Genomic DNA, 25,904 nt, shown 5'->3' with positions numbered 1-25,904 from the left:
GTTAGAAATAATAGATGAAATATATAATGATTGTATTATTGATGCTCGGAACTTTTATGGTTCGGGCTGAAATAATTAAGGGCCGGGTTATGGAAGAGACGGCCGATGGTTTACAACCGATAGCAGGGGCTAATGTATACTGGTTGGGTACATCGAAAGGTGTGGTGGCTGACGAAAAGGGTGAGTTTAAAATTAAATGGGATGATAGTGGAAAATTAGTTGCCAGTTTTATAGGATTTCAATCGGATACGGTAGAAGTAAAATCTACGGATAAGTTTGTGGAGTTCGTATTGATCGAAGGGCGTCAATTGGATGAAGTGAGTGTTGTTTCCAGAAAAAGATCTACCGTCATGAGTACGAATCGTCCCGTGATTGAACAGGTCATTACCGGTACGGAACTTTTAAAAGCTGCCTGTTGTAATTTAGGCGAGAGTTTTGAGACGAATGCTTCTGTCGATGTTTCGTATGCCGATGCGGTGACCGGAGCTAAACAAATTCAATTATTAGGATTGACGGGAAAATACATCCAGTTGATGACAGAAAATTTCCCTAATTTTCGGGGACTTTCTTCTTTGTACGGATTAGGTTATATTCCGGGGCCTTGGATGGAGGCAATCTCCATTTCAAAAGGAACGGGATCGGTGGTAAACGGGTATGAATCGATTGTCGGACAAATTAGTGTCGATTATAAAAAACCGCAGAATAGTGAAAAGCTGTATTTGAATGCTTATTATAGTGATGACGGGATGTTTGAATTTAACTCTAATTTCGGAGTCAAATTTAATGATCGTTGGAGTACGATGTTTTTGATACATGGAGATTGGTTGGATAAAGTTCATGATGGAAATAAGGATGGTTTTTCGGATATGCCGGAGAAGACCCAATACAATGTCATGAATCGTTGGGCATATAAAGACGATAAGTGGTTTTTTCAATTCGGAGGAAAGTTTTTGGATGAGGAGCGGAAAGGTGGAGAGAGCAAGCATCACTCGGTCGGTGTGAATTCGGGTTCTTCGTATCGAATCGGAATAGACACGAGACGTTACGAGGGTTTCTTAAAATGGGGTTATCTTATGCCGCGGTACGACTATACGAGTATGGCCCTTATGATAAATTATACGGATCATGATCAGGATTCGTATTACGGATTAAAAAGATACGATGCCCGTCAGAGAAATCTTTACCTGAACTATATCTTTCAGTCTATATTCGGTTCCAATCCGGATCAACAGTACGCAACGGGAATTAGTTTCAATTACGATGATTATGATGAGTATTTTCAAGACCGTTACTTTACGGATGATATTGCTACGGTTACGAATCCGGTTAATTTTGAGCGTCAGGAAAAGGCCGTGGGTGCGTTTTTTCAATATACCGGAATGTTTTTTGATAAAAAAATTACTTTTATGGCGGGTTTAAGATATGACCATCATAATTTATACGGGAATTTTGTAACTCCCCGGCTTCATCTTATGTTCAGGCCGGACGAGATGACCAATTTGAAACTTACTGCCGGAAGAGGATTACGCATGTCTAATATTTTAGCGGAGAATAGCTATTTATTAGCGTCTTCGGCAGGTATCTCTGTTAATGGAAAATTGTTGGCGGAAAATCCGGGTGAATTAAAGCATTTAAAGATGGAAGATGCTTGGAATATTGGTGTAAATCTGAACCGTAAATTCTATTTGTTTAATCGAATTTTGTCGATTTCAGCTGATTATTATCATACGAAGTTTACGGATCAGGTGGTTGTTGATAACGAGACGGCTTTTGACCGGGTGAATTTTTATAATTTGGAGGGTAAGTCTTATTCCAATAGTTATCAAATCGAAATGCAATACGAGGTAATTCCCCGTCTGGATCTTTTAGCCGCTTATCGTTATAACGATGTTAAAACAACGCTTCATGGAAGAAGAATAGAAATGTTGCCTTTGGCCAGCCGTTACAAAGGACTGTTGAATTTATCGTATCACACTAATATGAGAAAATGGCAATTTGACTTTACGACTCAATTTAACGGGGGAGGAAGGATGCCTCGTCAGACAGGAATCCCTGAAACTTATCAGACGGGAAGTAATTTTAAGGCTTTTCAGTTGATGAATGCGCAGGTGACCAAGTTTTTCCGTCGATGGAGTGTATACGGGGGATGTGAGAATATGGGGGATTTTAAACAGAAACATCCGGTGATAGCTTCAGACGATCCATGGGGAAAATATTTTGACTCCTCGAAAATTTGGGGACCGGTTCACGGGAGAAAATTTTATATCGGAATACGTTTTGCCTTAGATCGGGAATCATAGATAATGATTTTTAAATTTAAAATAGAATACATATATTTGAAGTACTTCTATTAAATAATTAATAAACAATTTGATTATGAGAATTATACAAATAATTTGTGCGTTGGTATCGTTTATAACCGTCGGTTTGACGGTTGATGCCCAGACTAAAAAAGATACGACTGTAATTTTTAAAACGGATATTCATTGTCCTAAATGTAAGGCAAAAGTAGAAAAGAACATTCCTTTCGAGAAAGGAGTAAAAGATCTTAAAGTCAATCTGAAAGATTCTACTGTTTTATTGACCTTTAGAATGGATAAGAATTCCGTAAAGGGATTGTGTGCGGCTCTCGCGAAATGCGATGTAAAAGTTTTGGGAATGTATTCTAAGGACGGGAAATTATTGCGGTGTAAGGTTTGTAAACCGAATAACTGCGATAAAAATTGTACGGGGGACTGTAATGATTCGTGCGACCGGAAATGTGAGACATCGGAATGCAAAGGAGATAAAGCATGTTCCGTCGTCTGTACAAAAGAAGATCGCGATAAGGATAAAAAATGAAAACAGGAAGAAGGGCGGAGAAATTCTTTCGCTCTTCTTCCAGATTTCAATTCTCTAAAATAAATCGAGAGATTCGATCCGCTTGTTTGGTAATGTCTTTCAGTAGTTTTACCTGAACTCTTGTTCGTTGGAGATTTTGATCCGTGTAAGTTACGGGATAGTAGAGATCTCCTTGAAGATAGTCTGTTAAAAAGCGGATAGCCTGTAAATAAGTCATTAATTTGCAAGAAAAACCGAGTGTTTCTTTTTCTTTACGGGTTAACAGGTGCTTGGTTTTTTCCATGAATCCGGTACAAAAAGCTTTGAAATACTCTATATTGAAATAAACCAGGTTCAGGTTTGTCGTTTCTTCGCCGGCTGTATTACAACAAGATCTTGCCGCATCTCCGAAATCGTAATGTACAATGCCCGGCATGACGGTGTCCAAATCGATCATGCATAAAGGATGATTGTTTCCGTCGAATAAAAGGTTATTGACTTTAGTGTCGTTGTGAGTAACTCGTGAAGGAAAATAGTGTTCGTCCTTCATGGTTTGAAAATCAGTCATTTCCGGGTCTAAAGAGGAGAGGTAGGTTACCAACTCTCGGCTCTTTTCTATTTTTTCGTCTTCTGCTTTTAAAAGGGCGTCTTGTAATTCATTTTGCTTATGGACGACATGATGAAAATCGGGGATGGTCTCGATCAGAAGCGAAGCGTCGAAATCGGATATGCGATTTTCAAATTCCCCCAACCCTATTCCGAATTCGTAAGCCATGGGAGCCGAGGTGACTACTTCGTAGTTCCTTGATCCTTTGATAAATAATGCGAGCGTCCAATAATTACCGTCGTAATCTTTGTAATACGGTTTTCCCTTATTCGTGTAAAAATAAGTGATGTATTTTCTGGTAATATCGTTAATCTTGTGTTTGATCAAGCGGTTGCGAATATGTCCGCAAACCAGCTCTTTGTTTCGGACCAATTTCGGTATATCCGTGAAAATATTCCCGTTGATGCGTTGGAGAATGTATTCAGCCTCTTCATCTACTTTCACCAGATACGTATCGTTGATATGTCCCGAACCGTATGGAGTAGCGGAAATGAATTGTCCGCTACTCTTAAAGGCTTCGTATATCCGTTTGATTCTGTCCATTATATATTAAGCTCCCGTTTTTGATTTTATTTATTTGTTTATATCCGTGTATACGCCTTCCGTTTCAAAACGGTTTAATGCCTGATTGACGAAGTCGGTATCTTCTTTGTAAGTTACTCCAAACCATTTGGCGTTTGTTTTTAAAATCTTCACTTTTATTTCTTTCCGGTTGAGAAGTGTATCCACGACACTGGGAATATAAATTTCAGCCTTTGGGTTTGTCTTGTTTTGGCGGTAAAATTCGATGAATTGTTTTTCGATCTCTTCAAATAACATAGGCGTGAATCCCCAGAAATTCATTGAAACGATATCATCGCCTCGTAGTACTCTTCCGGTTGCGATGTCTTTGATGCCGTCATTGTCCTTGATGATTTTCGTACATTCTGTAATACTTGTCATGAAAAGGTCTCGGTCGAAAGTACAAATTCCTCTTGAAACGGAACCGTTTTCAGACAAGGTGGAATCCAAGCGGTATCCAGCAAGACTGAAACAGGTGTCATCCGGATTATAAGCGATGAATTCGTGCATTTTTTGAAATGCATCCCGACCGTAAAAATCATCGGCATTAATAGCGATAAAAGGTTCCTGAATCGCCTCTTTGGCGGACCATATGGCATGAGCCGTTCCCCACGGTTTTTCTCGTTCGACGGGAGGTAGATTGCCCGGTAAACGATCCATTTCCTGAAAACAGTAATAGGTCTCCGCGTGGTTTTCGGCGTATTTCCCTACTGCTTCCCTGAATTCTTTTTCGAAACTCTTTCGGATGATAAAAACGACTTTATCGAATCCAGAATGAAGAGCATCGTAAATGGAGTAGTGAAGTAATGTTTTTTGATGAGGTCCGAGTAATGCCAATTGTTTTAAACTTCCGAATCTCGATCCCATTCCGGCTGCCATAATAAGCAAAGTTGTTTTATTTTTTCTTGTTTCCATATTTTTATATATAAACCAAACTTCTATTCATACAAAACTAATAAAAACTTTACAATTGAATAATGAAACATCAATTTTGTTTTATATTGAAAATATCCTATCTTGCCGCACATAAATCAGAGGTGTACATGTTTTGGGATATTAATATCGAAAAACTTAAAAGGGATAATCATTCTCATGGTGAATGTGTTTTCAATGCATATTCAAAAGAGTTGTATGTATTTGCTTATAGCGTGGTGGGAGGTAAAGTGGAGTCAGAAGATAACGTTCAGGATTTTTGGGGGAAATTATGGCCGTTGATTCATTATTTCTGTCAAAGGTTTTCTTTTCGTTTTTATTGTCATACTTCAATTTATCGCATGTCATTAAATGTATTACGAACCAAGTAGCGATACACGGGATTGTCTGAAAATATGATTGGTTCTACTGATATTCAATTTGAGATGGAACGGGCGGATTTACGTTTTAAACTGGAACAAGCAATTGCAACTTTACCTGAAAGATGCAGAGAAATTTTTATCGAGATATGTGTTGAAGGAAATTCTTATGCGGCTATTGCAGAGAAATACAATTTGTCTGTAAATACGATAAAAGTGCAGGTTAGTAAAGCTTATCAGATATTGCGGGAAGAACTTTCTCATGAGGAGCGATTGATCTTTTTTCTTTGGTGTATGCAGCAAAATAGCTTTCGATTTAATTCGAGTTCGGAAAGGTAAGTCTTTCAAATTGCTTTATTGTTCATTTTCCTGATAATCAGGATTGTCAATCGTCAATTGTATTTGGGATTCGTCGGAAGGAAAAACTTCGACGGAGCGGAGTTGTCGTTGGATGGCCCGGGTACGTTTTCCCATAACTTCTTCTAATTGATTGTTGGCTGTCTGAATACTTTTTTGCGCTTTTTCAAGCATGCCTCCGAATTTGTCAAATTCGTTTTTCACGTTTCCGAGGATTCTCCATACCTCACTGCTTCTTTTTTGGATCGCTAACGTCCGGAATCCCATTTGGAGGCTGTTTAGGATAGCGGCGAAAGTGGTGGGGCCCGTGACAATTACCTGGTAGTTGCGTTGGAGTTGTTCCAACAGGGAGGCCCGGCGAACGACTTCGCTATATATACTTTCGAAGGGCAGAAACATAATTCCAAAGTCCGTTGTATGCGGGGGATCAAGGTACTTGTCATGAATATCTTTAGCCATGTTTCTGATGGTTTGTTCTATATTTTTGGATGCAACATCGATTCGTTGCGGATCTGCCGATTCATAAGCATCTAACAATTGCTCGTAAGCATCTTTGGGGAATTTGGCATCGACGGGCAAAAAAACATTCTCCCGGGAATCCTCCTTACCCGGAAGTCGTATGGCAAATTCGACGATGGCGTCCGAGTTTCTTTTGGTTTTTACATTGGCCGTGTATTGTTCAGGTGCCAAGAGTTGTTCCAAGAGCATTTCCAATTGGATTTCTCCGATAGAGCCTCTCATTTTCACATTGCTCAATACGCGTTTTAATCCGCCTACGTCATGAGCTAATGTCTGCATTTCTCCTAATCCTTTTTGCACGTGTTCCAATTGTCTGCTGACTAATTCGAAAGATTGACCTAATCTTTCATGCAATGTTTTTTGTAATTTTTCTTCTACCGTCTGCCGCATATCCTCGAGTTTTTTCTCTGTGGACTGTACCAGATTTTGTTGGCGAATGGTTAGTTCCTCCATTTTTTCTTTTAGCAGGTGTTGGAAAAATTCCATATGCTCGGAAAAGTTTTTTTGAAACGAGTGGATTACTTGAGTGTTTTGATCTGAGAGGTTTTTTAGAACATCTCGATGCTCTGTTCGAAAATCGGAGAGATTTCGGGATAGTTCTTCTCTGTTTTGACCGGATCGGGCAGTTTCACACTCTCTCGAATATCGGATCTCGTCCAGCATGTTTTTTTCTAATCTGGAAAGATGTTGTTGAAGTTGTTCTATCTGCTTTTGTGTCCCTTTATCTTTAAAACGGAAAATGAGAATGATATTGATAACCAGTATGATGATAGAAAGGATTAAAATAAGAATTTCCATATTCCTGATAATTATTTGTCAAAAATAAGGAAATAAAAAAGGAGGGTAAAAATTTTCGGTAGTTATTTTGAGATAATAAGCGAAATTATTGCCTGTCAGCTACCTCTTGCTCAATTCCTTTAAGTTTATGGGGGATGAATATAAGAGCTTGGGTATCGTAGCCTCTTTTTTTAGCTCGTTTTAATAAATCGTTTAGTTTTTTCTTCGAAATTTTGGGTGACCTACTTACGATCCAAAGATGATCGATTTCGGAACTTCCAATCAGGGCAGCACTATAATCGTCTTCTACTTCCAGAATATAATAATCCGCGCTGAAGATCAGAAAAAAAGTAACTTTTAAAATTCCCGGTTTGTCTTTATCCGGAATATGTACTTTCCCTACTATTTCCCGTTTTTCTCCGTTCAGGCTGTCCTGGAATCCGCAACCGATGACCTCAATGTTTCCGTTAGATTTGATGATGTATTCTGTTGTGACCCCTACCAAACCTCGCTCGAACGGGTGATCGAAGCGGGCGATTTCATACCATAGTCCGGCGTATCTATCCATGTCCAGACTGTCTATTGCCGTGTTGTCGACTTTCCCTTCGGTTTGCCCGATTCCTCCTGAGATGCTGATTCCCGTGAACAGCATCAAAAATAAAAATAACTTCATGACATAAGTGTTGATAATTAGATGTTTGATCTAATTTCTACGAGTGTCATGGGAAAAATGTTATTGGTTTTTATTCGCTAATTGACCGCAGGCGGCATCAATGTCTTTTCCTTTGCTATGTCGTAGATTGACAACGATATTTTTGCTTTCAAGAAAGCGAATAAAAGAATCTCTATTCTCTGCCGGGCTGTGTTGGTATTTTGCTCCTTCGACTTGATTGTACTCTATGATATTGATTTTAACCGGAAATTGCCGGCAAAATGAGGCGAGTGCTTTTGCGGCTTCCAAACTGTCGTTAATCCCTTTCAAAAGAAGGTACTCAAATGTCGGACGAGTCCCGGTTTTTTCCACGAAATATTTAATGGCTTCGGCCAGTTGCGGAAGAGGATATGCTTTATTGATCGGCATAATTTGATTTCTGGTCGAGTTAATGGCGGAATGTAAAGATATGGCTAAGTTAAAACGGACCTGATCATCCGCTAATCTTTTTATTCCTTCCGGAATGCCGGATGTCGAAAGGGTGATCCGGTAGGGAGACATGGCTAATCCCTCTTCGGAGGTTATTTTTTGGATGGCTTCCATTACATTATCGTAGTTCAGGAGAGGTTCTCCCATGCCCATAAAGACAATGTTGGAGAAAATCAATCCCCGTTCTTCAGCCATTTTCTTTACGGCTACTACCTGATCGAAAATTTCTTCGGGTTGTAAGTCTCGGGTGAAACCCAATCCGCCCGTGGCACAAAAACTGCATTTTAATTTGCATCCTGCCTGAGACGAAACACAGGCTGTGGCTTTATCCCGTGAGGGAATAAGTACGGACTCTATCAATTGCCCATCATCCAACGTGAAACCTAATTTGGTCGTTCCGTCGTTGCTTTTTTGGATGTGGGTTAAGGCTATGGTTTTGATAACAAAATATTTATCCAATAGTTCCCGTGTATTTTTGGATAAATTGGTCATGTCCTCGAATCGGGTTACACCTCGTTGCCAGAGCCATTGCCAGATTTGTTTCGTGCGAAACGCCTTTTCTCCCTGCTGTTCAAGGAAATCGGAGATCTCTTTCCCGGTACATTTCCTGATATTTCGTTTTTCTACCATAATCTCTTTTCTACGAAGGCAAAGATAGAAAGAAAACGATTTCTTTTGAAATCACGTTTTATTTTTCTGGTTTCCGGATAAAAAAATCTGCTTTTGACGGGTGTCGTTTCTGTCCGTTCGTTTTTAATAACAAGTTAAATAAAAGTGAATATGCTGGCTCTAATTGATTTTATTGTATATTTGCCGACGTTTGCCTGAAAGTGTGATTAATCGGGATTCGTGTACGTGTAAATTTAAAATTGGATTATATAAAATGAATGTTTAAATGAAGCAGATGAGAAAAATTTTTATTGTTGTTTTTGCTTTGCTTTCAGCGTCTATAGCTCGGGCGGATGAAGGCATGTGGTTGTTATCCTTGTTGAACAAGAATATCGACACGATGCAAGCCATGGGTTGTAAACTATCGGCTGAAGATATCTATTCAATAAATCAAGCGTGTTTAAAAGATGCAGTAGTGGGATTAGGACGGGAAGGTCGTCCTTTTAGTCATTTCTGTTCCGGCGAGATTATTTCTCCGAAGGGGTTGGTGATGACAAATCATCATTGTGGTTTTGGTGCGATTCAATCTCATTCTACAATAGAACATGATTATCTCTCCAATGGTTTCTGGGCATATAGTTTGAAAGAAGAATTGGCGAATCCGGGAATAACCGCTTCCATTCTTCAACGGATGGAAGACGTGACGGATCAGGTAAATGCCGTGTTGAGCGATGATATGACGGAATCGGAGAGAGCCGTGGCGATCGATAGCATATCTAAATTGATCGTGGAGAAAGTAACCAAGGGTACGAATTTAAGTGCTCAGGTACAGGATATGTTTGAAGGCAATCAATTCTTTTTGTTGGTATATAAGATTTATAGGGATGTTCGTTTGGTCGGAGCTCCTCCCCAAAGTATGGGTAAATTCGGGGGAGATACTGATAACTGGATGTGGCCTCGCCATACGGCGGACTTCTCCTTGTTCCGTATTTATACCGGTCCCGACGGAGAGCCGGCTTCATTCTCGGAAAAGAATATTCCGCTAAAACCCAAGCATCATTTTCCGGTTTCTGCTAAAGGAATTCAGGATGGAGATTTCGCTATGACTATGGGATTTCCCGGTTCCACGGATCGTTTTTTAACCTCGTTCGGATTAAAAGAGACCATGGATGTTACCAATGATATTCGTTACAAGGTGCGTACGGAGAAACTTCGGGTTATGAAAGAAGGAATGGATGCTTCCCCGAAAACCCGTATTCAATATGCTTCTAAATATGCCAGTTGTGCTAATTATTGGAAGTATTCCCATGAGCAGAATATAGCATTGAAGAAGTTGAACACGATGGCCAATAAGCTTGAGATTGAAAACGAATTTACTGCTTGGGTTAATGCGGATCCTGCACGTAAAGCTAAATACGGAAACGCTTTGAACCTGATTAAGAAGGGTTACGAGGATATGGCTGATTACTCTGTAGCTATGGCCTATTTGCAAGAAGCATTGGGAGGACCGGAACTTCATATGTTTGCTTTCCGTACGAGTAATTTGCTCGAGAAGTTATCTAAAAAAGATACGCTTTCCGATGATAAAAAAGAGAAGATAAGGGAAGTTTTGAAGAAATACGCGAAGGATTTTTACAAAGATTTTAATGCTGAGATAGATAAAAATTTAGTATCTACTTTATTTAAGATTTACAGCGAGTCGGTGGGAGAAGAGATGTATCCGGAGATTATTCAATTTATAAATAAAAAGTATAAAGGCAACTATGAAAAATTCGCTCAGGATATGTTCGATAAATCGATTTACGCGAGTGAAGAGTCCTTTACGGCGTTTTTGGAAAAACCGGACATGAAGAAATTGGAGAAAGATTTGGCATATAAAGCCGGGAAGTCTTTCTTTGAGTTTTATATCGGTATGAGTGCCAAGACGAGTGAGATGAATCAAAATATAGCCAAGGGCAATCGTTTGTTTGTAAACGGGTTGATGAAGATGAATCCGGATAAGGTATGGGCGCCGAATGCTAATTCCACGATCCGTTTGTCTTATGGTAAGGTCGGTAGTTACAAACCGAGAGATGCCGTATTTTACGATTATTACACGACTCTGACGGGAGTGATGGAAAAAGAGGGACCTAAAGGCGGTGAATTCGAAGTTCCTCAACAATTGAAGGATTTGTATGCTGCTAAGAATTTCGCTCCTTACGGAACGGATAATGTCGTGGCTTGTTTTATTACAAACAATGATATTACCGGAGGAAATTCCGGTTCTCCGGTAATCAATGCTAACGGAGAATTAATCGGAGCCGCGTTTGACGGAAACTCCGAAGCGATGTCCGGAGATATCGATTTTGAAGAGAATCTGCAACGTTGTATCAATGTGGATACCCGTTATGTTCTATTTATTATCGATAAAATGGCTAAAGCTAAAAATTTGATTGACGAGATGACAATCGTATATTAATAGAGAAGTTTTTATATGGGTAAAGAGCCGGCAGATTACTGCCGACTCTTTTTATTTGGGCATACAGCACTTTTGTTTTGCCGGAAGGTTATGCTTTTTTCGACCCAAGCGTTCTTGTAGGGATTGCATCATGTAATAAAAGTTAGGCATAAACAGCGTACCGACTAACGAGCTCATCAACATTCCGGCGAAGACGGCGATGCCGAGGGATATACGGCTGGCCGCACCTGCTCCGGTGGAGATAACCAAGGGGAAAGTACCGAGTATGAAAGCGAAGGAGGTCATTAATATCGGACGTAGACGAACTCTTCCTCCTTCCAATGCAGCTTCATAGATTGATTTTCCCTCGTTATGGTAATCCCGGGCAAACTCGACAATCAGTATGGCATTTTTAGCCGTTAGTGCGATTAGCAGAATAATGCCGATTTGCGTATATACACTGATAGGCAAATTCATGATCATAACGCCGATCACGACGCCTAAAAGAGCAATGGGGAGTCCCATGATTACCGCGAACGGGGTGGTCCAGCTCTCGTATTGAGCGGCCAAAATCAGAAAAACAACGATAATGGCTAAGGCGAAAATAAGAGAGGTGGTAGATCCGGCATTCTCTTCCTGATACGCCAAGGCTGTCCATTCATGGCCGAATGAAGTACCTAATTTTTCCTGCATAAGTTGTGCCATGATGTTTAGGGCTTGGCCGGAACTGTAACCGGGGGCGGCTTCTCCGGAAATCATGGCTGCCACGTAAGTATTGTATTTGGGTAGTAATTCGGCTCCGAGTTGTTGTTTTACGGTTGTAAATGCCGAAAGGGGAACCATATTACCCTCGGCATTTTGTACGTTTAAATAAAGAACATCGTGGATTAATCGACGACTGTCGGGAGCCCCTTCCAGTTTGACCTGGTAAGTACGTCCGTATTTAACGAAATTGTTCACGTAAACGGAGCCTAAGTAACTGGATAAGGCGTTGAATATGTTTCCGATGGGGATTTGCATGAGTTCGGCCTTATCCCGGTCTATATTTAGAAAATATTGGGGTACGTTGGCGCTGAACGTGGAACGCAGGGAAGATAATCCGGGATGGGCGTTCCCTGCCTGTACCAAAGCGTCTGTCGCTTGTTGTAACATTTGGGGACCGTAACTGTTGATATCTTCTATCATGACTTGGAAACCGCTGCTTTCACCCAATCCGGGAATGGGTGGAGGAGAAACGGCGTAAGCCTCGGCTTCCTTAATTTGTAAATAGGCCATTTCGTTGAAACGATTAACGATAGATCCGACACTAAGGCTTTTATTTTTGCGTTCGTCCCAATTTTTTAGCATCACGAAAATAGATGCGGCATTGGAACTTTCGGCATTGTCCATGATGGAAAAACCGTTGATGGTAATATAGGTCTCTACTCCATCCAGTTCATCTAATATTTTGCTGGCTTTCTCAACTGCTTTAGCCGTTTGGAAGTAGGAGGCTCCGTCCATCAATTGCATGGAGATGATAAAGTACCCTTGATCCTCATTGGGAATAAAGGTCTGGGGTTCTCTCGAGAATTGAACAAAAGCGATGACGGAGAGGAGGATAAAAACGATAAAAGTCAATACGGATTTTCGCATAAAGCCTTTTACTACCCATAAATAGCCGTTCGTGGTTTTTTCGAAGAAACGGTTGAAACCTTTAAATAAAAAGAACTTGGACGGTTGTTTGGGTTTAAGAAAAAGAGCACACAGAGCCGGACTTAAAGTTAAAGCGTTGAATCCGCTGATTACCGTGGCTACGGCAATCGTCAAGGCAAATTGTTTATAGAGCGATCCCGTAATTCCTCCAATGAATGCCGTCGGGATGAATACGGCCAACAGAACCAAAACGATACCGACGATGGCTCCGGATACTTCTTTCATAGCCTGTTTCACGGCCTCTTTCATGTTGTCGTATTTCCCGGTTTCAATCAATCGGTAACTGTTTTCTACGATTACGATGGCATCATCTACGACTAAGCCGATAGCTAAAACAAGACCGAAGAGGGTTAGGGTATTAATAGAAAAGCCTAATAGCCCCATGAAAGTAAAAGTACCGATCAGAGATACCGGGATAGTAATAAGAGGTATTAACATGGCCCTCCAGTTTTGCAGGAATAGCAGAATGACAATAAGTACCAGTATAAATGCAGAACCTAAGGTTTTGTATATCTCTTTAATAGATGCTTTAATAAATTCGGTCGTATCTAAGGTGATATTGTAATGAACACCTTCCGGAAAATAGGAACCCAGTTTTTCCATCTGGGCTTTTACCCGTTCAGCTACGTCGAGAGCATTTGCCCCCGGGAGTTGGTAGATGGCTATAGCGGCTACGTTTTGTCCCTTTAAAGTGGCTTCTACATTGTAGCTTTCATTGCCTAATTCGATGGTCGCTACATCTTTTATTCGTAAATATTTTCCTCCGGGTAAAGCTTTTATGATGATGTTTCCGAACTCCTCTTCGTTCAGTAATAAGCCTTGGGTTTCAAGAGTATATTTGAATGCTACTTTTTGATTTAATGGCATGGAGCCGACCGATCCTGCTGCTACTTGTATGTTCTGACTTTTAATAGCGGCAATAACTTCTTCCGGCGAAACTCCCCGAATCGTGAGCAAATCGGGGTTTAACCAAATACGCATGCTGTAATTCCCGGCTCCGAATAGTCCTACGTTTCCGACTCCTTTGACGCGTCCCAATTCGTTTACTAAATTCAGTTCCGCGTAATTGGAGAGATAAAGTGCGTTGTAATTCGGATTGTCGGAAGTAATGGAAAGAAACATAACCACGTTTGTCGATTCTTTTGTCGTCGTGACTCCGATTTGGGTCACTTCTTGAGGTAAGGTACTAAGAGCCATATTTACCCTGTTTTGTACCAATACGGTTGCCATATCAAGATCCGTTCCAACTTCGAATGTGATGGTTAATTTATAAACCCCCGCACTTGAAGAAGTAGATGACATATAAAGCATTCCCTCGACTCCGTTGATTTGTTGTTCGATGGGGGTGGCTACCATTTGAGAAATGGTTGTCGCGTTTGCTCCCGGATAACTCGCCTCTACAACTACGGTCGGGGGAGTAATAGTGGGGTATTGTTCCACGGGTAGACTGCGGAGGGTAACCAATCCGGCCACGACGATCAATATGGATAGTACGGTGGCAAAGATGGGTCTATTAATGAAAAATGTTGACATCATAGAATTTGAAGATTTAAATTAAAATGGATCATTGACAGCGTCCGTTACTTGGGTACGGAGAGTACAGGGGTTACTTTCATTCCGGGACGAACGTTTACGAGAGCTTCCACTACATATCGTTCTCCCATTTCGACTCCCTGTGTGATTTCCCGCATTCCGTCCGGAGTGAGTACTCCCACATCCACGTGTCTGAATTCTACCGTATTATCGGGATTGACAATATAAACGAATCTTCCGCTTTGGTTGGTTCCGATAGAACCTTCCGGAATAAGGATAGCTTTGGTAACCGTTTTATATGGGATGATCACTTTCACGTATTGTCCGCTAAGAAGCTCTCCGTTAGGATTTAGAATGGTGGCTCTGAGGGTAAGGCTTCCTGTCGTTAAATCTATATTGGGAGCGGTATAGTCTAATGTTCCCACCCATGTTTTTTCAGGAGTATTTACATCTTGGATGGTAATCTGTTTTGGCGCTTGGTTCGGGGCCGTTTGCGACATTTTTACGTAATCTTGGTAAGCCATATTGAAATAGAGAAACATCCTGCTGTCCTTATAAATGGTGGCTAACGTAGTCGTTTCCGTGCCGACGAGATTGGCTTGATCTATAAGATTCCGGGATATTCTGCCCGAGAAGGGTGCTTTTATGTAACAGTAGTTCAGGTTGATATGGGCTAAATCTAATTGACTGTGGGCTTCTTCGTAAGTGGCCATGGCTTCCCCGTAATTGGCTTCTGCTTGTAAATAATCAATTTCGCTGACTGCGTTTGTTTTTACGGCATCCTTCATCTTTAGGTAGGAAGCTTTGCTATAAGCTAATTGAGATTTAGTGCTCTCCAGGGTGGCTTCTGCTTGGCGTACCTTATCTTTATAAGGTTGGGGTTCGATGACGAAGAGTAGTTGTCCTTCATGCACGCGTTGACCCGGTTTGAAATGGATCTCTTCTAAAAAACCGGGAACTCGGGCAACTAAATCTACCGTTTGTTCTGCCTCCAGATAGCCGGGGTATTCAAACGTGTATACGACTGTCCGTTGCGTGGGATTACTTACTTCGATAGAGGGAGCAGGTGGAGCCTCTTGTGTTTTGGGTTTTCCACAACCTCCCGCGATGATGCTTATCGTTATAAATGATATTCCAAGAAGATGAGTCAGTCGTTTCATTGTATGTTGTTTTTATGGATTATTTCTTTATTTCTCGAGACGGTCTCCGATCGGCCATCCGCCTCCTAATGCCTGATATAATTGGATAAGGTACCGAAGCGATATGCTTTGGGCTTGAATCAGAGAGTTCTCGTAGTTTAACAAACTTACTTGCGAGCTGAGGACATTCTGGTAGTTCGTCAATCCGCTTTTATACAGGTTTATGGCCAATTCTAACGTGAGTTTGGATTGCTGGAAAGCCTCTTTCATAGCCGAAATTTGTTGCAATGACTTGTTATAGGTGACCATGGCATTGTCCACTTCTTGAATGGCGGTCAATAGGGTTTGATTATAATTGTTAATTTCTTCTTCCAGTTGTAATTGAGCTGTTTTTTCCGATTCGACGAGATTACGACCGCTAAAAATGGTCCACTTCATCGTGGGAGCGATTTGCCATATCATGTTGTCGCGGTCTGTGAAGTTTTCAAACTGTTCCGATGAATACCCGAAAAATCCGGTAAGTAGGAATTTTGGCCACCAGTCGGCGCGACTGGCTCCGACCGCGGCAGCTAAACCGTCAATGGTTCGTTCTGCGGAACGAACGTCCGGACGTTGCCGGATAAGATTTGCCGGAATACCGAGAGCTGCTTTTCTCGGATTGGTCGGGATCGGTTCGGCTTTTAGTAATTTCTCCCGCAGGAGGTCCGAGTGTTCCCCGATTAAAACACTGATTAGATTAATTTCTTCGTTTATGGAAGATTCTATTCCGGGAATACTGGCTTTTGTTTGTAGATACAGGCTTTTGGATTGTGCGACATCTAATTGTGATACTAATCCCACGTCAAACTTAGAGACGGTCAATTCCATGACCTTTTTTTGTGATTCCAAGTTTTCTTGTGTTACCTGAAGTTGTTTTTGTGCCGTGCGTAAATTGATGTAGGCCGTTGATAATTGGGCTGCCATGGAAACCATAACTCCCCGGTAATCTTCTTGGGCTGCCAGATAGAACTCTTTTTGGGAAGAGCTCTCTTTACGAATTCTTCCGAATATATCCAATTCCCAATTTAAATTTAGTGTTGCTGTTCCGTTCCGTTCGATTATGTTTTTTTTGTCTGCGCTCAGACTGCTTTTTTCAGGAGCATAATTTACGGTAAGATCGATAGAGGGGTAGTACGGACTACGGTCTACTCTTAATTTCGATTTTGCCATTTCGATTTTACGGATTGCAATCCGTACATCATAGTTTCTATTTACAGCTTTAATAATTAGCGAGTCAAGAATCGGATCCTTGAATAATTTCCACCACTCGTCTTGTGAGGGAAGGGGTTGTTGCAGATTAGAATTCTCATTTTCTTGCTTTGACCGGATCATTTTGTTTTGGCCAAAGCTCGGGTGAAGAATCATAAAGGTAATAATCAGAAGAAAAACTCCTGGCTTCATCGGTATTGCTGCTTGTCTCATAAACGTATTGTTGATCGTTTAATACAATTCACAGAAAGTCGTCCAGATGAAAGACGACTTTCTCTTTTGCAGCTATACGGTTTTTTATTGGAAAAGTTAGAAACCGAATATCATTTTATCGACAATGATAATGACCTGGGCAGACGGATATCCCAATATTTTACTCTCGATTTCGGTTATAGGACGGATTTGGATAATATCTGCCGGATCGATATCCAAATTTCTGGTTAATCGGTTATTAATGATTAAAATCGGCTCGTCCAGTTTATCTATGTTAAAAGTATAATCCTGATGCTCGTGATTGAATTTTAAAATACCGTCGGCGTAACTGATGAATCTGCCGGCTTTTTGTTTGGTATTGATCACGACATAGGACGTTTTGGGATCTTCGGGAGAACGAACCATATTAACGGTGGCGATTTCATCCGGAATACGATTACCTATACTGTCGGCAGAAAATTCTTTTCCGTCGATTAAATAGATGATCTTCGAATTTTGAGCATTGACTTTAATCTTGGTTTTTCCGTTTTCTTGGATGACCTCTAAGCCGTTGGACATAAACTCTTCTAAGCCGTTGTCTGAAGTCGTTCCTTGTCGATATTCAAATGAATTCCCCATGTTTTCCATCATTTCTTGCATTCGTGCAAACATTTCGTCCATGCTACCCAATCGCTCACGGTGATTTTTTAAAAATCCGTTTAGCGTGGTAGAGTCATTATGAAAGGGGTTTTCTTGTAAGAATTTTTTTAAAAGTTCCTGATGTCTGTCCAGGATGTTTTCTTCTTCCTGTTCGGGTGCATTGATGTAGGCGAGAACGTCCATACCCTTTACCTGAAGGGCATTTGCCAATAGATGAATCTTGTTCAATTCGATATCTCCCCTCAGTTCGATGATCGTAGTTTTATTTTTTTCCTCATTCCATAGAACCAGGGAAGTAATCGTATCGTCATTTTGCGTGACGAAAATACGTTCGTTTCTCGTGACGCCTTGATAACTTTGCACTTGGTTGTATTTTGACTCGTTTTCTAATAGGGGATTTAACCGATGGTATATATTCTCGAGGACGTTGGCTTTTATTTGTTGGCGGTCAATCTGAAGAACATTGATTTCTTTTACCTTTTTAAGTACTTCTTCCGCGGAGAGCGAAAGATTATTCTTTTTATATAATCCGTAAAGTGACGGGTTCAGCATGGTCACGGTTATTCCTTCTTTGTTACGGAAGGTTTTCATCTCTTTTCCAATTTGTGCTTGGAGTGGGAAAATGAGAATGGTATTCATCATAATGCCCATGAATAGATTCAGAATCTTCATAACTTAAGTTTTTAATTTATATTGTGACTGATTTTCGTGTTAATTCTCCGGTAAAATTAATGAATAATCAAGATGATCGTTTATGCTTAACGTTATTTACAAAAGTTATGCTATCAGGTTAGAATTTTTATACCTTTGAGGCGTGATAAAACATCAAAGGAAATTACGGTGAAAACTATTTAAAGGAAAAAATTCTGCCGTAGAAAATATTAAATTGGGGGTAAAATCGGAGATTCATAAGTTAAAATCATAAGGTATGTCTGTATTTGTATATAATATCGGTATTGTATTTTATCTTTTTGCAATTCGTATTGCTGCTTGCTTTAATGAAAAAGCTTCTTTATGGATACAAGGGAGAAAAGGTCTTGGGGAGAAGTTGAAAAATATAGATCGGGGAGAGGGTAAATTGGTTTGGTTCCATGCTGCTTCGTTGGGGGAATTCGAGCAAGGGCGTCCTGTTATGGAGATGTTACGTGCAAAGGAACCGAAGACAAAAATAGTATTGACTTTTTTTTCACCTTCCGGCTATGAAATACGTAAAAATTACGCCGGTGCCGATTATGTATTCTATTTGCCTATAGATACTCTTTCAAATGCTCGGCATTTTCTGGATTCCATACGTCCTGATGCCGTTGTTTTTGTAAAATACGAGTATTGGTATAATTATCTGCACCAAGTAAGCAAACGTCAGATTCCCGTTTATTTGATTTCGGCCATATTCAGAAAAGAACAACCATTCTTTAAATGGTGGGGCGGTTTGCATCGGAAGATGTTGGGATTCTTCACGAAACTTTTTGTACAGGATGAAGAGTCTGTCCGGCTCTTGTCGTCTATTGGGATTACTAACGTTCAAAAAACGGGTGATACGCGGTTTGATCGGGTAAAGCAAATTGCGGATCTTGCCAAACAAATTGATCGGGTAGAGATTTTTTGTTCGGATAAACGTGCTGTCGTTTGTGGAAGTACTTGGCCCGGAGATGAAGAAATTATTCTCGATTATATTAACAGGCAAGATGATACTTATAAATGGATCATCGTGCCGCATGAAATCGGGGAGAGCCACTTGAAACAAATTATGGACGGTTGTAAGAAAAAAATAGCCCGTTTTACGGATGAGCGGGCAGATCTTGTCGCTTGTCGTGTTCTGTTAGTCGATTGCATAGGGCTACTCTCTTCTGTTTACCGTTACGGGGCGATCGCGTATATCGGGGGAGGGTTCGGTAAAGGGATTCATAACACGTTGGAAGCTGCTATTTACGGAGTTCCGGTTATTTTTGGTCCTAAATTTCATAAGTTTAAAGAAGCTGTGGATTTATTGGAATGCGGAGGGGCATTTACGATAAAAAGTACGGATGAATTTACGGCTCTTATGGATTCCTTAATAAAAAATCCGGCAATCACGGAGACGGCCGGAACGAATGCCTTGAATTTTGTTTGTAGTCGGTTGGGAGCTACCGAACAGATTATTCGTCAATTAATAAATTAATTCCTCTGATTCTTCTTCTTCGATACCTTTAATCCAACTATTCAGTTTTTTGAGTATAGCTGATTTTGTCAAGTTTTCGAAACTCTGTATTCTACACTTATGGTCCATATCTGCTTTCACGTATTTCAAACACTTCTCGTTTTTCTTTAAATCCACGGCCGTTCCACTCCAGGGATCAAGTCCCCCGTATATAAACAACATGTTTTGAGCATTCGTTTGAAGCCATTTGTTGATCGCCTGTAATTGCTTCGTGTTGAATGAAACCTTGTCGATTCCGGCAGGTAATGCGAAATGGAAATCAATGGTATTATCGGGTTCTTCTTTAAAATATTTTTTGAATCGTTTGATGTCATAAGCGTACATACCGGTTTCCGTTAAGGCTGCATAATAAAAGGGTTGAAGTTTCACGATGGATTTATCGTCGAAGAAATCGGGAGAAGATACGGTTACCAAATAGTTAAAAATTTCATTCATATCCCTGGAATCTTCTGTCGGCATATCGTTTATGTCGGCTCCCCATTGCCAGAAGGCAAACGGGAATTCCAAAATAACCAATTTGGTAGCTCTCTCTACTCCGCCTACCGTAAGGAAGGTATAGTTATGGCCCCGGGCAAATTCTTGCATCTTGGGCACGAGCGTATTTAGATTTTCAAAACATCGTTTCTGGAAATCGATGATCTGCCATTTGATATCTTTGCCTCCGCCTTCAAACAATTTCCGGTGTTCGGGAGTTCCTCCTAAATTGTCCAAATATTTTTCCAATCGGGGGTCAATAGCTTCCAAATTCATGGGAGCCACGTAAGGGACGCTTATTTCTACATCTTCCGGATAGAAATAACGGTGGTATATAGTGGTTTGCCCTCCTTTACTGATCCCTGTGGATATCCATTTGGTACCGGGGTATATTTTCCGGATGGCCTGTATGATGTTATGCTGATCGGCTGCGGCCTGTTTAATCGTGAGGTATTTCCAGGGGATTCCGGATGAGGGTACGCTTTGATTGAAAAAACGGTGTTCTATCGTAATCTGGTTTGTGTTAAAGAGTTCAGAAAGTTCACTTTCGTTTGCCGTGTGGATGCCGTACCCCTCTAAAACGGCAACCATGGGTACATTGAAATCGCGGTGTCCCAACAAAACCCTTTGTTTAAAATTCCCTTTACTCGGATCTGAATGGTCAACAGGCTGTTCGAACCAAAATTCGTAGTATTCCTTGTACGGAGATATATCCATTTTTTTGATATCGGAGATTTCTTTAATTTCTTGCAATCTTTTTAATAGAGAAGTGTCAGCTAATGAGGTAACTGACATAAATACCATTGTAATAAGAAATAGAAATAGATGTTTCATGATCCATTGTTTTATTTAGACGGCAATTTATAAAATATTTTTATTTTTTCTTCGAGTTATGATAGCTTTTCATGTAAAATCGATATACTTGCAGAATAATTTAAAAAAGGATTTATGAAAAAGATTATGATCATGGTCGTTTTAACCCTTTTTGTATGGGTTGGAACAAAAGCACAAACAACAGCACCGGCAACTCAGCCTTCAAAAGAGTATGTTGAAACATTGAAAAAAATGATGCAGATCTCGGGTGCAGACTTATCTTTTAAAATGATGGTTCCCCAGATGTTTGCAGCAATTAAGCAACAGCTTCCCAATGTTCCGGCAGATGCTCTTGATGCTATTCAAGCAGAGGTAGAAAAGACGGCATTAGATGATTTAATAACGATGATGGCTCCTGTTTATGAAAAGCAATTGACAAAGACGGATTTGGAAGAGATTATTAAATTTTACGAAACTCCGATCGGGAAAAAATTGGCTGCAGCCCAACCTCTGATTATGCAAGGTAGTATGCAGATTGGACAACAATGGGGTCAACAAGTTGTCATGAAAATTCAAAAAATGTTACAGGACAAAGGATATTTGCCCATGCAATAATACCTGTTTAACGAGACACAAAAATGGGATCATTCTTCGTTGGATGATCCCATTTTTATAAAAAATACCATATTGCCAAGTATTACTTTTGGAAATACCGATGATCTCTAATAACGTTAATTCCTTCAATATTCGCAAGTATGTGATTTACGACTTTATGATATGATATAAAGTGAGGGAATTTGTTTTTATCTATACTTGCTTGGTGAGAATATGTTTCAGATTCTTAATCCTGTGTTTGTTTACCGGCTTTAATATGTTATTGTCCCCGACGGACAATCTAATTATTTCAACAACAATAACCGTATTGGATTTTTCATGATTTTTTAATCAGATTTCACATACATACCATTAATACATACAACTCTCTACTTCATCTTATAGTCAAGATGAATAATTTCATTTCAAATCCGATATGGTTAATTATTCACATTTCATGACCTTCACGGTCTTGTCTTTAACATCAAATTTTACATCTCTGGCCGTTAACTCCAAAATTTCAAATGCTTTGGATATCTTCTCGTATTTTGGAATAAACCCCGAAAAATGATAGTCCTTAATAGATTGATTCGTATAAAAAAGATTCACATCATACCAACGGGCCAATGTTCTCATAACCACTTCCAAACGTTCGTTTGAAAAATAAAATTTATCATTTTTCCACGAAATTGAATTTACGGCATTGACTTTCTTTATTTCGATTTTATTCTCCGTAATCTCCAATGCTTGATTTGGAGTAAGCCTGTAATTTTTATCCGCTTTAGCAACTTCCACGCTCCCGCTTAACAAAACGATACGCGAAACATCGTCTTCTTTGTAATTCGATACATTAAAACAAGTTCCCAAAACTTTAATCGAGAAACCTTTGCTTTCAACAACGAAGGTCCGACTTTTATCAGATTTCACCTCAAAATAAGCTTCTCCTTCTAAATATACTTTGCGTTCTTCAGAATTGAAAACCAATGGATATCTTAATTTAGAATCTGAATTTAAATAGACGACAGTCCCATCTGGCAGTTGCACGCAAAACTCTCCTCCACGCCCGACGACTAAAGTATGAATGTCATTTCCCGCATTTGTATCCGTTAGCGATGTTTCCGTCGAATAATATAGAGTAGATGAATCGTTTTTGAAACGCATACCTGTACTATCCATCATCTGAACTTGGTGTTCCTGCCCTAATTGAATTTCTCGTTTGTCGGAAAGAATCAATGTCGCTTTCCCTGTTCCCGGTAAAATATTATTTTGGACAGTCATTACGGACACCCGTTCTTCGTTCTTTTGGTCTTGTTCAGGCCAATAAAGAAAAGCTCCCCCTATTAATAATAAAACAGAAGCAGCATATCCGACAAAACGAATCCAATGATATTGTTTCTTTTCTCGCTTTGAAATTTTACCCCAAACTTTTTCCGGTTCTATCTGTTGATAAAGTTGGTACTGTTTCAAAGCATACCGTTCATCTAATAAATGCTCGTATAATGCTCTGTTTTCGGAGGATTGTGCAATCCATTTATCCAAAACAACTTTTTCATCCATATCAATAGTCCCTTTAATCATTTTAATGATTAATTCTGATATGATTTCTATGGTTGCTTCTTTTTCCATTTTTAGTTTTGGATTACAATTCATGTATATGACAAAAAATAACGTCCCGAGGGTGACAATACTTGTTTATTTTTTTATCAAAAAAACATCAATTTATAACATATTGTATTTCAATACTTCTCGCACTTATTCATAATCTATGTATTTTTATAGATTCGGTATAAAAAGTAATAATAACGGAAAAAGGTCTTTCAGATTTTCTTTTAAAAATTTACGTGCTCGCAATCGTTGAGTTTTCACTGTGTTTTCCGAAATATCTAATATTTCGGCAACCCGATTAACTTCAAGTCCCTCAATATAACTTAATTTGAATACTTTCTTACACTCTTCCGGGAGACGCTCTATCGTATGAAAGATTTCTTCTATCACCTCATTCTCGATACGTTGTAACAAGTAATTTTTATCATCGTATTCTTCTTGATGAAATTCTTTCATTTTCTCACCAACGTAAGCTTGCTTCTTCACGTGATTAATACAAGCATTATAAACAGAACTATATAAATAAGATTTCAGTGATGTCTTTTTTGTCAGCTCTACGTTCTTATTCCACAGAGCAATAAATGTATTTTGGACAATATCTTCTGCTTCATCGAAATTTTTTACTATACGATGCGCAAAAAGGCACAATCCCGGATAAAATTTGCAAAACGTCTCTTTGCATTTTTCATCTGTCGCAAAAATTGAAGTATAATGTGTTAATTCCGCCATACATTAGATGTATTTTATAACAAATATACATATCCGTATGGTATATGACAAAAAAAATTAACAAACGGGTGACATTATATCAAAAAAATATTTTTTGGGTAACAAAAAGAATCGTTACTCGTTAATATTACAGAGATTACTACTTATTGACTTAGTGGCACATAACATTCTGCTTAGTACTGCTAAGTACAAAAATATTATTTTTCAGTTACTTCGCATAGGTAAGTTGTTGGTATGAAATCTAAGATAGATCTACAAGTCATTGAAAAAATCAAGAAACGCCGCTTGGAATTGAAAGTTTCCCAGGCAGAGTTAGCTTATGGCATAGGTGTATCCTTAGGTTTTATCGGGCAAGTCGAGAGCCTGCACTATCCGGCAAAATATAGTGTAACGCAACTCTATCAAATCGCACAGTATTTGGAGTGTGCCCCCGGGGATTTTTTTCCTCATATCGACAATGAATAAATAATGGCAATAGAAGAATTGATCTTTAACAAACTGGCGTATCAATTGGCATATTTATCGGCCGTTTGGAAAAATACAATTTATGAATACAAATATAGATCGAATTATTGGTCGAATCAGATTCAGTCTATTCAGGCCAAAGGCAAATTGGAGTTTGATACAAATCCGTATGATGTTGTCAGATGGTAGGTTTACTTATTATTTACCGCGTCAACTGAAAATCAATCCTCTATACTGGGATAATCAAAACGGTTGTGCTGTTATAGACAGTAGAGTAAATGCAGATTTAAAAGGGAACCCGATATTAAAAAAACATTTGCTGAATATAAATTCAGAAATAGAACAAACCAGAAATACACTTATTGATATTCTGCAAGAATGTCAAAGGAAAAAGCAAGTTCCTACGGTTTCACATGTAAGAAATCAAATCCGTTTCAAATTGGACCCTAAAACCAATCTCTCCTCCTCTTGCGATTTGTTAAAGTTTGTCCACTATTATTTGAAAGATGTATCGGACTATCGTCCTTCCACCTTGACAAGTCATTGGTGTAGTGTCAAGATCTTGAAAACATATTTCGATCATAAACGAAAAAGACTTCGCTTAGACCAGATAGATCTTGATTTTTATAATGATTTTACAAAGTATTTAATAGTTCACAACTACAAACTAAATACGGTCGGAAAAATTATCAAACATATAAAGACTTGGATGCGTCGTGCGTATGAAAAAGGCTTTACCGTAAGCGATGATTATAGAAAAAAAACGTTTAGAAAACCAACAGAAGACAAAGAAACAATCTATCTGTCAACACAGGAGTTGAAACAAATCGACCAATATGACTGTGCCGTCCATTTAGAAAAAGTAAAAGACATGTTTATTTTGGCTGCTTACACGGGATTACGGTTTTCCGACTTTTCCAGACTAAAAAGAGAGAATATAACCAAGAATAATACCATCCGGCTTCAAACACAAAAAACGAACGAGATCATTGAAATTCCTTTGCATCCCATCGTAAAAAGAATTATTCGAAAATATGATTTCGGTTTTCCTTCCGTACCTTCTAATAGTCTATTTAACGAATATATCAAAAGAATAGCTAAAGGAGCAGGTATAAAATCGGCTATTATTATTGAAGAGACAAGAAAAAATCAGAAAGTGCAAAAAATTTTGGAAAAATGGCAACTGGTGACAGCCCACACGGCCCGCCGCTCGTTCGCCACGAATGCTTATCTGGCGCACGTACCGACACTTGCCATCATGAAAATTACGGGACATTCTTCCGAGAAAGTTTTTTTACGTTATATCCGCATAACGCAAGAAGATAACGCAAGACAATTGCAGGAACATCCTTTTTTTAAAGGATTATAATCCATTTTGGCTTACATCATGGCCGACAAAGAATAATGTTCCAATACAACTCATTTATAATTAATGCATAAGTA

The 25,904-nt window shown here is 39.4% G+C and carries 20 protein-coding genes; 8 read left to right on the top strand and 12 right to left on the bottom strand.

The window, feature by feature from the left end; translation table 11 throughout:
* The first annotated feature begins 14 nt into the window (after nt 1-14).
* Nucleotides 15-2,300 (top strand): TonB-dependent receptor, encoded by a 2,286-nt coding sequence (locus PGR74_RS10200; RefSeq protein WP_041503038.1) that lies wholly within the window; start codon nt 15-17, stop codon nt 2,298-2,300.
* Between the two features lie 76 nt (nt 2,301-2,376).
* Complete coding sequence (locus PGR74_RS10195; RefSeq protein WP_052634517.1) at nt 2,377-2,841, top strand: heavy-metal-associated domain-containing protein; 465 nt, start codon at nt 2,377-2,379, stop codon at nt 2,839-2,841.
* A 46-nt stretch (nt 2,842-2,887) separates the two neighbouring features.
* On the opposite strand, the gene PGR74_RS10190 is transcribed toward PGR74_RS10195, so the two are convergent.
* Together PGR74_RS10190 and PGR74_RS10185 are read right to left on the bottom strand one after the other, a co-directional pair.
* Entirely contained in the window at nt 2,888-3,970 is a 1,083-nt protein-coding gene (locus PGR74_RS10190; protein ID WP_270517083.1) for an aminoglycoside phosphotransferase family protein, read from the bottom strand.
* Between the two features lie 30 nt (nt 3,971-4,000).
* Nucleotides 4,001-4,903 (bottom strand): sugar phosphate nucleotidyltransferase, encoded by a 903-nt coding sequence (locus PGR74_RS10185; RefSeq protein ID WP_041503036.1) that lies wholly within the window; start codon nt 4,901-4,903, stop codon nt 4,001-4,003.
* Between the two features lie 413 nt (nt 4,904-5,316).
* Between PGR74_RS10185 and PGR74_RS10180 the strand changes: the two genes are divergently transcribed.
* The gene (locus tag PGR74_RS10180; RefSeq protein ID WP_052634516.1) at nt 5,317-5,619 is read left to right on the top strand and encodes an RNA polymerase sigma factor; all 303 of its coding nucleotides are present in this window, start codon (nt 5,317-5,319) and stop codon (nt 5,617-5,619) included.
* A 15-nt stretch (nt 5,620-5,634) separates the two neighbouring features.
* Here the strand turns inward: PGR74_RS10180 and PGR74_RS10175 are convergent, their stop codons facing one another.
* The 3 genes from PGR74_RS10175 to rlmN all read right to left on the bottom strand — a co-directional run bounded on the left by PGR74_RS10175 (nt 5,635) and on the right by rlmN (nt 8,704).
* Nucleotides 5,635-6,954: a DNA recombination protein RmuC gene (locus PGR74_RS10175; RefSeq protein WP_270517081.1), complete on the bottom strand. Its 1,320-nt coding sequence runs from the start codon at nt 6,952-6,954 to the stop codon at nt 5,635-5,637.
* A gap of 85 nt (nt 6,955-7,039) precedes the next feature.
* Nucleotides 7,040-7,606 (bottom strand): lipocalin family protein, encoded by a 567-nt coding sequence (locus PGR74_RS10170; protein WP_052634514.1) that lies wholly within the window; start codon nt 7,604-7,606, stop codon nt 7,040-7,042.
* Nucleotides 7,607-7,666: 60 nt separating this feature from the next.
* Complete coding sequence (rlmN, locus tag PGR74_RS10165; RefSeq protein ID WP_181416494.1) at nt 7,667-8,704, bottom strand: 23S rRNA (adenine(2503)-C(2))-methyltransferase RlmN; 1,038 nt, start codon at nt 8,702-8,704, stop codon at nt 7,667-7,669.
* Between the two features lie 274 nt (nt 8,705-8,978).
* Here rlmN and PGR74_RS10160 point away from each other — a divergent pair, with 274 nt between their 5' ends.
* Nucleotides 8,979-11,141 (top strand): S46 family peptidase, encoded by a 2,163-nt coding sequence (locus PGR74_RS10160; protein WP_270517078.1) that lies wholly within the window; start codon nt 8,979-8,981, stop codon nt 11,139-11,141.
* A gap of 51 nt (nt 11,142-11,192) precedes the next feature.
* Here PGR74_RS10160 and PGR74_RS10155 read toward each other — a convergent pair whose 3' ends face one another.
* The 4 genes from PGR74_RS10155 to PGR74_RS10140 all read right to left on the bottom strand — a co-directional run bounded on the left by PGR74_RS10155 (nt 11,193) and on the right by PGR74_RS10140 (nt 18,256).
* Nucleotides 11,193-14,348 carry an efflux RND transporter permease subunit gene (locus PGR74_RS10155; RefSeq protein ID WP_041503032.1) on the bottom strand — a complete coding sequence of 1,052 codons (3,156 nt, stop codon included), beginning with the start codon at nt 14,346-14,348 and terminating at the stop codon, nt 11,193-11,195.
* Between the two features lie 44 nt (nt 14,349-14,392).
* A complete protein-coding gene (locus tag PGR74_RS10150; protein WP_041503031.1) occupies nt 14,393-15,505 on the bottom strand; it encodes an efflux RND transporter periplasmic adaptor subunit in 1,113 nt (370 codons plus the stop codon).
* A 27-nt stretch (nt 15,506-15,532) separates the two neighbouring features.
* Nucleotides 15,533-16,945 (bottom strand): efflux transporter outer membrane subunit, encoded by a 1,413-nt coding sequence (locus tag PGR74_RS10145; protein WP_270517075.1) that lies wholly within the window; start codon nt 16,943-16,945, stop codon nt 15,533-15,535.
* Between the two features lie 96 nt (nt 16,946-17,041).
* Nucleotides 17,042-18,256, bottom strand: a complete 1,215-nt coding sequence (locus PGR74_RS10140) for a DUF4252 domain-containing protein (protein ID WP_270517074.1) — start codon at nt 18,254-18,256, stop codon at nt 17,042-17,044.
* A 256-nt stretch (nt 18,257-18,512) separates the two neighbouring features.
* Here PGR74_RS10140 and PGR74_RS10135 point away from each other — a divergent pair, with 256 nt between their 5' ends.
* Entirely contained in the window at nt 18,513-19,742 is a 1,230-nt protein-coding gene (locus PGR74_RS10135; RefSeq protein WP_041503029.1) for a 3-deoxy-D-manno-octulosonic acid transferase, read from the top strand.
* Here PGR74_RS10135 and PGR74_RS10130 read toward each other — a convergent pair.
* The gene (locus PGR74_RS10130; RefSeq protein WP_041503028.1) at nt 19,731-21,089 is read right to left on the bottom strand and encodes a S28 family serine protease; all 1,359 of its coding nucleotides are present in this window, start codon (nt 21,087-21,089) and stop codon (nt 19,731-19,733) included. The genes PGR74_RS10135 and PGR74_RS10130 overlap by 12 nt on opposite strands.
* Before the next feature lie 114 nt (nt 21,090-21,203).
* Between PGR74_RS10130 and PGR74_RS10125 the strand changes: the two genes are divergently transcribed.
* Nucleotides 21,204-21,683 (top strand): DUF2059 domain-containing protein, encoded by a 480-nt coding sequence (locus tag PGR74_RS10125; protein ID WP_041503027.1) that lies wholly within the window; start codon nt 21,204-21,206, stop codon nt 21,681-21,683.
* Nucleotides 21,684-22,106: 423 nt separating this feature from the next.
* On the opposite strand, the gene PGR74_RS10120 is transcribed toward PGR74_RS10125, so the two are convergent.
* Together PGR74_RS10120 and PGR74_RS10115 are read right to left on the bottom strand one after the other, a co-directional pair.
* A complete protein-coding gene (locus PGR74_RS10120; RefSeq protein ID WP_041503026.1) occupies nt 22,107-23,288 on the bottom strand; it encodes a FecR family protein in 1,182 nt (393 codons plus the stop codon).
* A gap of 147 nt (nt 23,289-23,435) precedes the next feature.
* Nucleotides 23,436-23,996 carry an RNA polymerase sigma factor gene (locus PGR74_RS10115; protein WP_052634512.1) on the bottom strand — a complete coding sequence of 187 codons (561 nt, stop codon included), beginning with the start codon at nt 23,994-23,996 and terminating at the stop codon, nt 23,436-23,438.
* A 234-nt stretch (nt 23,997-24,230) separates the two neighbouring features.
* Between PGR74_RS10115 and PGR74_RS10110 the strand changes: the two genes are divergently transcribed.
* Nucleotides 24,231-24,461, top strand: a complete 231-nt coding sequence (locus PGR74_RS10110) for a helix-turn-helix domain-containing protein (RefSeq protein WP_041503025.1) — start codon at nt 24,231-24,233, stop codon at nt 24,459-24,461.
* 82 nt (nt 24,462-24,543) lie between these two features.
* Nucleotides 24,544-25,830 carry a site-specific integrase gene (locus PGR74_RS10105; protein WP_041503024.1) on the top strand — a complete coding sequence of 429 codons (1,287 nt, stop codon included), beginning with the start codon at nt 24,544-24,546 and terminating at the stop codon, nt 25,828-25,830.
* Nucleotides 25,831-25,904 lie beyond the last annotated feature (74 nt).

The sequence above is a fragment of the Sanguibacteroides sp. AM78-02pH3A genome (assembly GCF_027666085.1).
Classification (GTDB): domain Bacteria; phylum Bacteroidota; class Bacteroidia; order Bacteroidales; family Marinifilaceae; genus Gabonibacter; species Gabonibacter massiliensis.
Note: the sequence above shows the minus strand (reverse complement) of the source record. Positions and strands in the feature narration are given on the sequence as shown.